The 11,561-nt window shown below is 44.0% G+C and carries 9 protein-coding genes; 4 read left to right on the plus strand and 5 right to left on the minus strand.

Going from position 1 to position 11,561, the window contains the following annotated elements:
* The first annotated feature begins 181 nt into the window (after positions 1-181).
* Entirely contained in the window at positions 182-1,729 is a 1,548-nt protein-coding gene (locus NX845_RS11070) for a SulP family inorganic anion transporter (protein ID WP_004733998.1), read from the plus strand.
* A 111-nt stretch (positions 1,730-1,840) separates the two neighbouring features.
* On the opposite strand, the gene NX845_RS11075 is transcribed toward NX845_RS11070, so the two are convergent.
* Positions 1,841-2,290, minus strand: coding sequence for a low molecular weight protein-tyrosine-phosphatase (locus NX845_RS11075; RefSeq protein WP_102497468.1), 450 nt, complete (start codon positions 2,288-2,290; stop codon positions 1,841-1,843).
* 84 nt (positions 2,291-2,374) lie between these two features.
* On the opposite strand from NX845_RS11075, the gene cobO reads away from it, so the two are divergent.
* Positions 2,375-2,980 (plus strand): cob(I)yrinic acid a,c-diamide adenosyltransferase, encoded by a 606-nt coding sequence (gene cobO, locus NX845_RS11080; protein WP_029224603.1) that lies wholly within the window; start codon positions 2,375-2,377, stop codon positions 2,978-2,980.
* Between the two features lie 234 nt (positions 2,981-3,214).
* Here cobO and NX845_RS11085 read toward each other — a convergent pair whose 3' ends face one another.
* The 3 genes from NX845_RS11085 to apbC all read right to left on the minus strand — a co-directional run bounded on the left by NX845_RS11085 (position 3,215) and on the right by apbC (position 7,424).
* Positions 3,215-5,341: an AsmA family protein gene (locus NX845_RS11085; protein WP_260256818.1), complete on the minus strand. Its 2,127-nt coding sequence runs from the start codon at positions 5,339-5,341 to the stop codon at positions 3,215-3,217.
* A 106-nt stretch (positions 5,342-5,447) separates the two neighbouring features.
* Positions 5,448-6,089: a uridine kinase gene (udk, locus tag NX845_RS11090; RefSeq protein ID WP_004734002.1), complete on the minus strand. Its 642-nt coding sequence runs from the start codon at positions 6,087-6,089 to the stop codon at positions 5,448-5,450.
* Positions 6,090-6,347: 258 nt separating this feature from the next.
* Entirely contained in the window at positions 6,348-7,424 is a 1,077-nt protein-coding gene (apbC, locus tag NX845_RS11095) for an iron-sulfur cluster carrier protein ApbC (RefSeq protein WP_065681293.1), read from the minus strand.
* Between the two features lie 158 nt (positions 7,425-7,582).
* Between apbC and metG the strand changes: the two genes are divergently transcribed.
* Together metG and NX845_RS11105 are read left to right on the plus strand one after the other, a co-directional pair.
* Complete coding sequence (gene metG, locus NX845_RS11100) at positions 7,583-9,643, plus strand: methionine--tRNA ligase (RefSeq protein WP_260256819.1); 2,061 nt, start codon at positions 7,583-7,585, stop codon at positions 9,641-9,643.
* Between the two features lie 221 nt (positions 9,644-9,864).
* Positions 9,865-10,344, plus strand: coding sequence for a DUF1456 family protein (locus NX845_RS11105; protein ID WP_017084024.1), 480 nt, complete (start codon positions 9,865-9,867; stop codon positions 10,342-10,344).
* Between the two features lie 142 nt (positions 10,345-10,486).
* Here the strand turns inward: NX845_RS11105 and fadR are convergent, their stop codons facing one another.
* On the minus strand, positions 10,487-11,326 hold the full coding sequence (gene fadR, locus NX845_RS11110) for a fatty acid metabolism transcriptional regulator FadR (protein WP_017084025.1): 840 nt from the start codon (positions 11,324-11,326) through the stop codon (positions 10,487-10,489).
* Between the last annotated feature and the right edge of the window lie 235 nt (positions 11,327-11,561).

The raw sequence follows: 11,561 nt of genomic DNA on the forward strand, positions 1-11,561 counted from the left end.
GAATAAAAATTAACAGATATATTACTCAAAGTTAGGTTCAACCTTGAACTTAGTCACATTTTTGGGTAGCATTCGCGCACTTATCTTTTCGACACTTCGCTATTGCCGCTCTTTTCCATCACTGTTTGGCTACGCAATACACTCGTGTCGGTAAATCCATTTTTAGCATAGCTGAGCAAACATGTTCGAATTCCCACAATTTTCAAAGCACTCTGTAAAGAATGACGTGCTTTCAGGTCTTACAGTAGCCCTAGCTCTGGTACCTGAAGCCGTAGCATTCGCCTTTGTTGCTGGCGTTGACCCAATGGTTGGTCTTTACGCAGCATTCATCGTAGGTTTAATCACTTCCGTCTTCGGTGGTCGTCCAGGTATGATTTCTGGTGCAACTGGCGCAATGGCTGTTGTAATGGTGAGCCTAGTGGCAACCCATGGCGTTCAATACTTATTCGCAGCCGTTATGCTGGCTGGCCTTCTGCAAATTGCAGCGGGTGTATTCAAGTTAGGTAAATTTATCCGTATCGTTCCACACCCAGTAATGATTGGTTTCGTGAACGGTTTGGCAATTGTGATCTTCCTAGCTCAGCTTGGTCAATTTAAAGCGCCAGACGTAACGGGTGCATTAACTTGGTTACCAAGCGGCCAAATGACACTGATGTTAGGCCTAGTCGCACTCACTATGGGGATCATCCACTTCCTACCTAAACTCACTACAGCAGTACCTTCTTCATTGGTAGCTATTGTAACGGTAACGGCTTTGGTTGTAGGCCTTGATCTTGAAACTCGTACTGTTGTTGACTTCCTACGTACTATGTCTGGCGACGAAGCCGCTACGCTAGCGGGCTCTCTACCAACGTTCTCTATTCCTGCAGTTCCATTTTCTTTCGAGACACTTCAGATCATCCTGCCATACGCAATTATCCTTGCAGCTATCGGCCTGATCGAGTCTCTACTGACACTAACGGTACTAGACGAGATGACAAACACTCGTGGCCAATCTAACCGTGAATGTGTTGGTCAAGGTATGGCTAACGTAACGTGTTCTGTATTCGGTGCGATGGGTGGTTGTGCGATGATCGGTCAATCGATGATCAACGTAAACTCAGGCGGTCGTGGTCGTCTTTCAGGTATCGTAGCGGCAGTCGCACTACTGATGTTCATCCTGTTTGGTTCTGCACTGATTGAAATGATTCCTCTAGCAGCACTTGTGGGCGTAATGTTCATGGTTGTTATCGGTACGTTTGAATGGGCAACCTTCAAGCTTGCGCGTCGCGTTCCTAAGCAAGATTTCTTCGTTATCGTTCTGGTTACCGTGGTAACAGTACTAACGGACCTTGCGGTCGCTGTTGGTGTGGGTGTTGTTGCTTCGGCACTAATGTTCGCATGGCAACATGCTAAACACATCTACGCAGACAAATCAGTTAACGCTGAAGGCTCTAAAGAGTACAAAGTTAACGGCCCAATCTTCTTTGGTTCAACCGCTAACTTCCTTGAGTTGTTTGACGCATACAACGATCCACAAGATGTTATCGTTGATTTCGCCAACTCACGCGTAACAGACCACTCTGCAATTGAAGCGATCGACACGATTGCTGACCGTTACGCTGCACTAGGTAAAACACTTCACCTTCGCCACCTAAGCCAAGACTGTGTTGCTATGCTGCACAAAGCCGGTAGCTTAGTTGAAGCGAACGTTGCAGAAGACCCAATCTACAAAGTAATGTCTAAGTAAGCTTAGTCATGGCTTAAAGCTAGATTTAGAAAGGCCGACATTCGATGTCGGCCTTTTTTATATCGATGAACCTTGATACTTTATCGCCCAACCAAGAACACAGCTTCTACGCTACATTGAACGCAGTATCGCTTCGCTAGACTCTTCGATTAAATCCAACACCAACTCAAAGCCATTTCCCTCACCATAATAAGGATCCGGTATCTCTTGATATTGTGACTCTCCAAAGCTCAAGAATAGAGCAAGTTTGTATTGAAGGTGGGCTGGGCACTGATTCGTTAAATCATCTAAATTCGCCCTATCTGCCGCGAGGATCAGGTCAAATTCTTCGAAGTCATTATCAACCACTTTACGAGAAGTAATCCCCTTAAAGCTGTAACCTCGCTTCTCTCCTGCAGATTTGGAACGCGAGTCTGGCGGGTTGCCTTGATGAAAACCAATCGTCCCTGCAGAGTCGACCACAACGTCAATATCCATCTGTTGAGCTTTCTTTCTAAGCACCGCTTCACCTGTTGGCGAACGACAAATATTCCCCATGCAAACAACGAGTATCTTTTTCATCCGTAATCACCTGTTCTTCCGATGGTTTTTGCTATCGTTAAGTTAGGCTATGATAGGCGCAATCACAACTTAAAAGGATTTGTTATGTCGACCGAAGACAACAAAGAACAACGCCATAAAGCAAGACAACAGAAAGTAAAAGAACAAGTTGATGCACGAGTGGCTGCAGCACAAGAAGTGAAAGGCCTGTTATTGGTTATCACTGGTAACGGTAAAGGAAAATCAACATCCGGTTTTGGTACCATTACACGTGCCGTTGGTCATGGTAAGAAATGTGCCGTTGCACAATTTGTCAAAGGGACTTGGGATAACGGCGAAAAGAACGTTCTTCAAAAGCTGGATGTGGAATTCCAAGTTATGGGAACCGGCTTCACTTGGGAAACCCAAGACAAAACAAAAGATATTGAAGCCGCACAACGTATCTGGAAAGAATGTCAGCGCATGCTAGCCGATGAGTCGATTGACGTAATTCTGTTTGATGAGCTGACTTATATGGTGAGCTATGGCTATATCGAGCTGGATGAAGTGGTAGAGGCTCTCAACAACCGTCCGAAAATGCAATCTGTGATCATTACCGGTCGTGGTGCGCACCGTACTCTTACAGAGATGGCGGATACGGTATCTGAAGTTCGTAACGTGAAACACGCTTTCGAATCAGGTGTGAAAGCGCTTCAAGGCGTTGACTGGTAATCGCATTCAACTAGAGATCCCCCACTCGGTCATTCTTCCCTCTAGAGGATGACGACCCTTCAGTGTTACTCCCCTTAATAAAGGACGAGCACCGATCGTCATTCCCTAGAACGAGGAACGAGTCTCATAGGGAATCTCTTTGCTTACTAAGCCCGGATAATAATCAGCATCCAAAAAAAAGCGCTATTCCTACAGTAGGAATGGCGCTTCTTTTATATGCGAGTTAGGCAAAGATTAGTTAAAGAAACCTTTCAACAAACCGTCAACCGCTTCTTTGGTCTTCTCGTCTTTGATCTTATCCGTTAGCTTATTCACGCCACGGTCGATCTCTTTTTGTGCTTTTTGCTTCAACACATCATCAAAAACAAGCGCAAATTTCGGGTCAGCCCATTGGCCTGTTACCTTAATTGGGATGGTCACATCTTTCAGGTCATCAATGTTCTTACCGCCCTGACCTTCAAGCGAACCAACAATCGATGTACGTACAAGGAAGTCGACCGTTTCATTAATGAAGTTTGCTTTACCTTGACCTGTCACGCGTAGCAGTGGTGACTGTGCCGATAAATCGTTCGTTGAAACCCAACCTTTGTCGATCTTCAGTGTCGCTTTCATTGCACTGAAGTCCGTTTTTTGAGCTTCATTTGTGCTTTCAACTTTTTCGCCTTTGATCTTAGCGTAGTTTTCTCGAATCAGTTGAGCAACGTTGATGCCATTAACAGCACCATCTTCAAAGTTAATCACGATAGTACCGACTAGGTTCTTCTTGATTCCTGTTGGCGTCAGGCTCTTACCTTTAACGTTAACATCAATATTACCCGTGCCTTCCAGCATGTCGTTGTTCGCTACATCAACCAGTAACGGTTGAACCTTCACACCTCTAATTTTCTTCTTAGCAGTGTAAGTCGCTGGTGTTTTACGAGCGTCTAGCTTAGCGGTCGCAGAAATAGAACCTTGGTAAAGATTCGATGTGAATGAGGTTAGCTCTGCGATACCACGGTTAACCGAAAATGCCGTTTTAACATTCTGCATCTTCGCGTTATTCGCCTTGAACTTATCAATAGTGATGTCACCTTTCACGTCTAACGTTTTCAGAGCCGACAGATCAGGTTCCACTTCTTTAGCAGGAGCTGAACTACCAGAGTTTGACGTTGAGCCACCAGCAGAACCAGAAGGAGCTGTGCTCGCTGTTTCTGTTGTATTGCCTAAGCCTAAGAACTCGTCCAAATCGATATTCGGGCTATGAAGTGAGAAACGAACCTTTGGTATTTCAGATAGGGTTACGTCTGCTTTACCGTCTAAAGCAATAGCGTTAGCTTGTAACTTCTCTAACACAAAGCTCAGGTGGCTCTTATTAAGATCGAAGCTTAAATCAGACAGCATATCCACTTTCATTGGAGACTGAGGAAGCGTGTCGCCTTTGAATGTTGAGTCTAACGTTAATTTGTTCAGCGTTACTTTTGAAATCGCGCTATCAACCGTAAGTTCACCGCCACCTTTAAGATCAAGGTCAAGGCCAGCCGCATTACCGATTACAGCGTAAGTCAGTTGGTTTACCTTATCGAACTCAAACGTATTCAAACCAATCTTTGCTGACTCAATCGACGTTGCTGGATCATTAAACTTAGCGTTTAGGTCAATATTACGCAGTGCGTAACTTGCGAAGCCTTCCGCTAATTTGAATTCAGCACTGCCGTTTGCAGAGAACTTCTGTTGATTGTTTTCACCAGAAGCCGCAAACGTCGCGGTTGTCCATGTATCAACGGCAAACTCAGAAAGGTTCAAAGACACATCGTATAGCTTAGTGAATGAACCAGCTTGTTTGTCGTCCATCTCAAACAATGCATTTGAAACAGTGACGCCTGCAAGGTTGATCGTCCAACCAGATGCGTCTGTAGCACTTTGCTCTTGAGGCGCAGGTGTTGATTCAGAACTTGCGTCAGCTGCAGGCTCAGACTCTTGAGGAGCAGATGCTTGCGTTAGCGCGTCGATATTCTTACGACCATCTTTAAGCGTTTCTAAATAGAATTCTGCACCATCTAGAGTAATGTTGCCAATCTCTAGTTGGTTGCTAAATAGCGGGGTAACCGAAACATCAACGCCAACGGTATCAACCTTAAACAGGTTTGGTTGGGTGAATCCTTCAGGGTTACGTAATTCAGTTTGACCAAGTTCGAAGCCAATAGATGGGAAGAATTGCCAGCTGATATCGCCCTCGATCACGAGCTCTAGGCCTGTGTGTTTTTGGGCTTGTTCGACAATTAATGGCTTAAATTGGTTAGGGTTCACTAACAGCACTAGTGCCAGAATTGCTGCAACGACAACAAACACTGGTACAGCTATGAAAATGAGTAGTTTCTTCATCCGCATATTCCTTGCTTAGATTCCAAAAGAAAGTGGCACTATAAAAGTGCCACTGATTCGGTAAAAAATAAAGCTAAGTGAGTCACTTAGGCAAATTTTTATTCGATTAAGACTTCAACAACTTCGCAATGTGCGCTTTTAGCACGTCAATCGCAATACGGTTTTTACCACCACGAGGAACGATGATGTCTGCATGTTGTTTTGAAGGCTCGATAAACTGCATGAACATTGGACGTACTGTTTCTTGATATTGCTTAAGTACCGTGTCCATTGTACGACCACGTTCTTCTACATCACGCTTAACACGACGTAGTAGACAGATGTCTAACGGTGTATCCATAAACACGCTTGCGTGCATTAGTTTACGAAGACGCGGGTCTGTTAGAAGCAGAATACCTTCTAAAATGATCACTTTCTTAGGTGTAAGTGTAGTCGTTTCAGAAGTACGTGTGTGTTCTGTGTAGCTGTATTCAGGAACTTCTACCGCATTGCCACTCATTAGCTGCTGTAGGTGTTCACATAATAGATCATGATCCAGTGCATTTGGGTGATCGTAGTTAGTTTTAACACGCTCTTCCATACTCAAGTGGCTTTGGTCGCTGTAGTAGCAATCTTCCGTGATAACACCAATTTGATGGTCGCCTACTTTCTCGCGCAACTCATTATAAATTGTACTAGCAATCAGACTTTTTCCTGATGCTGAAGCGCCAGCGATACCTACGATGACACATTGATTATTATCAGACATTAATTTTGCACCCGATATGGTTTGGTGGTGGGAAGAGATAAACCGCCTGATTATAGGGGCTAAACAACATAGATTCTAGTCGCCATTCTTGCTAATTGCAGTCAAATTGATGTTATCTATACATTAAATGAATACAATCGTTTGCTTTCGAATAACTGGCGTACAACTATTTGCACAAACCCAACGGCTCTTTAGCCAAATACAAAAGGTATTTATCTCACCCAAACATTATTTATACGACCTAAAGACTTATCTACTCTAATCAACCATAGAAAAGTTGATCGCTTCCGGTCTCGCTTTTCCCGTCCAGAACATTTTCGCAGCCACATTTTCAGCCAATTCTAGGTAAAGACGAGTGTGTTCGCTGTCCGGGCGACGTATAACCGTTGGGCAACCCGCGTCGATGTCTTCTCGTACATCAATATGCAGTGGGATTTGCGCCAAAATATCGAGGAAGAACTCTTCCGACATGGCTTCTGCACCACCAGCACCGAAGATATGCTCTTTTTCGCCACAGTGACTACAAATATGGTAGCTCATGTTTTCCACTAAGCCTGCAACTGGCACGCTCACTTTATCGAACATCGCTACACCTTTACGTGCATCGGCTAAAGCCAAGTCTTGAGGAGTCGTCACGACTACCGCGCCCGTTACTGGGATCTGCTGTGAAAGCGTTAGCTGAATATCACCTGTGCCCGGTGGCATGTCGATAACAAGATAATCCAACTCTGGCCATACGGTTTCGTTAACAAGCTGACCTAAAGCCTTCGCTGCCATTGGGCCACGCCAGATTGCAGCATCATCTTTCGACACAAGATAGCCAATAGAATGAGTAAAAATGCCATGCGCCTCGATTGGCATCATCCATTTGTTGTTCTGTACTTCTGGCTTTGCATCCAGTTGACCGAGCATCATAGGCACAGATGGACCATAGATATCCGCATCCAACAAGCCCACTTTTGAACCTGACTTAGATAACGCAAGCGCAAGGTTTACCGAAGTTGTCGATTTGCCCACCCCACCCTTTGCCGACGTCACGGCGATAATGTTCTTAACGCCTTTCAATGGTGTTGCGACTGTAGTTTCTAGCGCAGACGGCTTCACTTTTACTTCAAACTGAAAAGTGCTGACAAGCTGTTGTTCAATCTGGGAGTGGATCCACTGTTCCAGTTCAACCGCGAGCTGATTAGCTGCAAAAGGCAAGGTAATGACAAATGACCCACGAGGATCAACCGATACAATATTTTGGTGTAGCGCCCACTCTGGGATGAGGATTGGTGACTCGAACTCATTCAACCATGAACAGAAATCTTGCTTAGAAGTAAAGTTACGCATTGGGGCTCCTTTTTTTATTTATGCTATCACCCACGAGATGAAGACTGAACCCCTAAAAAACTAGGGGAATCCTTTGTCTGATACCTTGGCGTATCACACGTTATAAAGTAGTATTACCTCTCAAAATTTATACCTATCAAAAAAGCGAATTATTAAGTATGGCAACTGATCCAAGACAACTTTTGGTAACTTGTGCGCTTCCGTACGCTAACGGCTCTATTCACCTTGGCCATATGCTTGAGCATATCCAAGCTGATATCTGGGTTCGATACCAGCGTCTACGTGGCAACACTGTAAACTTCATCTGTGCTGACGATGCTCACGGCACGCCAATTATGCTTAAAGCTCAACAGATGGGTATCACGCCAGAAGAGATGATCGCTGCTGTTAGTGAAGAGCACCAAAAAGACTTCGCTGGCTTTGATATCAGCTTTGATAACTACCACAGCACACATAGCGAAGAGAACCGTGAACTGGCTTCTCACATCTATCTAGAACTTAAAAAGAACGGCTTCATTTCTAGCCGTACTATTTCTCAGCTTTTCGACCCTGAGAAAGAGATGTTCCTACCAGACCGCTTCGTAAAAGGTACTTGCCCTAAGTGTAAGTCAGAAGACCAGTATGGTGATAACTGTGATAACTGTGGTGAGACATATAGCCCAACTGAGCTAATTAACCCTAAATCAGCGGTTTCTGGCGCAACTCCAGTAATGAAAGATTCTGAGCACTTCTTCTTCGACCTACCTCAGTTCGAAAGCATGCTTAAAGAGTGGACTCGTTCTGGCTCTCTACAGAATGAAACTGCAAACAAAATGCAGGAATGGTTCGAGTCTGGTCTGCAACAGTGGGATATCTCACGTGATGCACCTTACTTCGGCTTCGAAATCCCAGGCGAGAAAAACAAATTCTTCTACGTATGGCTAGACGCTCCTGTTGGCTACATGGCTTCTTTCAAGAACCTATGTGACAAGCGTGACGATCTAAACTTCGACGAGTACTGGAAGAAAGATAGCACAACTGAGCTTTACCACTTCATTGGTAAAGACATTGTGTACTTCCACTCTCTATTCTGGCCTGCAATGCTAGAAGGTTCTGGTTTCCGCAAGCCAAACAACGTATTCGTACACGGCTACGTAACCGTGAACGGCGCTAAGATGTCTAAGTCGAAAGGGACATTCATCAAAGCAAGCACGTACCTAAACCACCTAGATCCTGAGTGTCTACGTTACTACTACGCTGCTAAGCTAAACAGCCGTATCGATGATTTAGACCTTAACCTTGAAGACTTCACTCAACGTGTAAACGCTGACGTCGTAAACAAGATTGTTAACCTAGCGTCTCGTAACGCTGGCTTCATCACGAAACGTTTTGAAGGCAAACTTGCTGCTGAATTTGCAGAACCTGAGCTATACAACGAATTCGTTACTGCTGCTGAGCGTATCGGTCAGCTATACGAAACTCGTGAGTTCAGCCGCGCTATCCGTGAAATTACTGCACTAGCAGATAAAGCTAACCAGTACATTGACGAAAAAGCACCTTGGGTTCTTGCGAAAGAAGAAGGCAAAGAGAAAGAGCTTCAAGAAGTTTCTTCTGTCGGTATTAACCTATTCCGCGTGCTAATGGCTTACCTGAAACCAGTTATGCCAGAGCTTGCGGCGCGCACTGAGGCTTTCCTAAACGAAGAGCTAACGTGGGAAGCGATTGCTACACCGCTAACTGATCACGAAATCACTAAGTTCAAAGCGCTGTTTAGCCGTATTGATCCGAAGAAAGTGGAAGCAATGATCGAATCTTCTAAAGAAGATGCAGCCGCAGAAGCAGCTGCGAAAGAAAAAGCAGAAGCTGAAAAAGAGCAAGCAAGCCAAACTGAGCTAGACAAAGAGCCAATCGCAGACGAGATTGAGTTCGATGCCTTTGCAGCAGTCGATATGCGTATTGCTCGTATTATCTCATGTGAAGAAGTACCAAAAGCGAACAAACTCCTGAAGTTCCGACTGGACATCGGTGGTGAAACTCGTCAAGTATTCTCTGGCATCAAGTCAGCATACAAACCTGAAGAGCTAGAAGGTAAGCTAACCGTAATGGTTGCAAACCTAAAACCTCGTAAGATGAAGTTTGGCATGTCTGAAGGCATGATCTTAGCCGCGGGCCCTGGCGGCAGCGACCTGTGGATCCTTGAGCCACACGAAGGTGCTCAACCTGGTATGCGTGTAATGTAATTCTGGCTTCAGTCAGATAACAAGCTCTCATAGCGAAATCCCTAATGCACTTTTAACTTGAATGAGTTAATAAGCATTGGGGATTTTTTATATCTACCGAAAATAAGCGTTCTCTGTTAGAGTCGCCGTCAACTATGCTATGTAGAGTAGAAATTGGTTTGTCGACGATAACGGGCTAGCCAACACCTCTTTACTCTCCAAACCCTTTTTAGGAATCCCCAGTGACTAACAACGAAATCTTGCGTCGTATTCAACACGCGCTAAACCTTAAAAATGCACAGATCATTAAAGCTATCGAACAAGCTGATGTGACCGTTGCTCATGACCAAGTGATCAACTGGCTAAAAGAAGACAACGACAAGTCATGCTCTACGATGAAAGATAAAGAGTTAGCGGTATTCCTAAATGGTTTTATCAACCTTAAGCGTGGCAAAAAAGAGGGTGTTCAGCCTAAACCTGAAGTTGCTCTGACTAACAACATGATTTTCATGAAGCTGCGTATTGCGTTGAACATGAAAGCAGAAGATGTGTTAGATATCTTAGAAGTGGTAGGCATCAGCCTAAGTAAGTACGAAATTGGTGCCTACTTCCGTAAGCCAGAGAACAAGAACTACAAAGTATGTGAAGACCAACTACTTTGCGATTTTCTAAATGGCGTGCAATTTACTAACCGTCCAGACTCAGAAGAGTTTGCAGGGTAAGTTACTGCCTATTGATAAGTTTTCACCAACTATCGATAAATAAAAAGCGGCGAGATAATTTGATTATCTCGCCGCTTTTTCGTTTTCTTTACGTCATTTACTTAATAAGTAAACCAACCTAACAGGACTTTAATGAAAAGACTTAGCTGTCGTCTTCAGTAAAGTTTGTTGGTAACGTTGTTTTCATCTCGTTCCAAATCTGTGCGCTTGCGATACCGTAGTTACGAATCACAAGTGGCAAGTTTTCACGCTCACCACTTTCACAAATAACAAACAAGTCTTTGTAGAACTCCATGGCTAAGCGACGAGCTTCTGGGTTAGAGAAGTAGTAGCTGCCAACACGGTCGTACAATTTACGAACACCGTTGAAGATCAGACCATAAATTTGGTTCCCTGAATGGAATGCTAAACGTTGGAAAAGCATGTAATCGTAGAAGTTAAAAGTTTTAGCAACTAAGATCGTTTGACGCTTCGTTTCATCTTTTTCTGCGTCTTCTTTCACTGATTGTTTGATCTTGTCAGCGTACGGAGAAGACTCTAGGAATTCATCCCATGTCGGTGCCGCAAGTAAAGCTTCACAAGATTCAATCACGTTAGTAATCGTACGCTCAGAAGCTTCTTTATTTGCTTTAAATGCATAACGCATAAAAATAGGGCTGATATTGGTGCGTGCAGCAAGTAAGTCTTCTACCATTTTGCTTGCGTTATCAACATCCAACGTCATTAATGTATCAAGAATATGAAGACCTGACGTTTCCATAAACTGGTTAACTTTAGTTGGCTTACCGTGTTGGATTGTCAACCAACCATCACGAGCAAGACGCTGAAGTACTTCACGAAGCGTAGTACGTGTAACACCAATCAGCTCAGAAAGCTCACGCTCTGCGGGCAAGATAGAACCTGGAGCGAAACGGCCATTCCAAATACTTTCAATGATATACTTTTCTGCAAATCCTGCCGGGCTTTTAGCCTTAATGACCATCTACACTTCAATCCAATTTAATTATTCTGTTCTAATTTACTCATCATACCACTAGTTCACACCCAGCGGAAACACCCTCAAAAATTTTACTCCTCCAAAACACCAGTAGAGTTAAAACTCTAAAGTTCAGCACGCGTTTGCACCCTAGGTTTGAAAAGCAAGCAACGATAAACCACCATTTCAACAAACCATTAACACAACAAATTTTCTTTAAAATCAATGAGATTGGTCATAA

Origin of the sequence: Vibrio sp. NC2 (assembly GCF_025195005.1) — a bacterium.
Taxonomy (GTDB): Bacteria; Pseudomonadota; Gammaproteobacteria; order Enterobacterales; family Vibrionaceae; genus Vibrio; species Vibrio splendidus.

Excerpts from the sequence above, each read along its gene's own strand:
- apbC (WP_065681293.1), bottom strand. The coding sequence starts at position 7,424 with ATGCGTAACTTTACTTCTAAGCAAGATTTCTGTTCATGGTTGAATGAG.
- cobO (WP_029224603.1), top strand. The coding sequence starts at position 2,375 with ATGTCGACCGAAGACAACAAAGAACAACGCCATAAAGCAAGACAACAG.
- fadR (WP_017084025.1), bottom strand. The coding sequence starts at position 11,326 with ATGGTCATTAAGGCTAAAAGCCCGGCAGGATTTGCAGAAAAGTATATC.
- udk (WP_004734002.1), bottom strand. The coding sequence starts at position 6,089 with ATGTCTGATAATAATCAATGTGTCATCGTAGGTATCGCTGGCGCTTCA.
- metG (WP_260256819.1), top strand. The coding sequence starts at position 7,583 with ATGGCAACTGATCCAAGACAACTTTTGGTAACTTGTGCGCTTCCGTAC.
- NX845_RS11085 (WP_260256818.1), bottom strand. The coding sequence starts at position 5,341 with ATGAAGAAACTACTCATTTTCATAGCTGTACCAGTGTTTGTTGTCGTT.
- NX845_RS11070 (WP_004733998.1), top strand. The coding sequence starts at position 182 with ATGTTCGAATTCCCACAATTTTCAAAGCACTCTGTAAAGAATGACGTG.
- NX845_RS11075 (WP_102497468.1), bottom strand. The coding sequence starts at position 2,290 with ATGAAAAAGATACTCGTTGTTTGCATGGGGAATATTTGTCGTTCGCCA.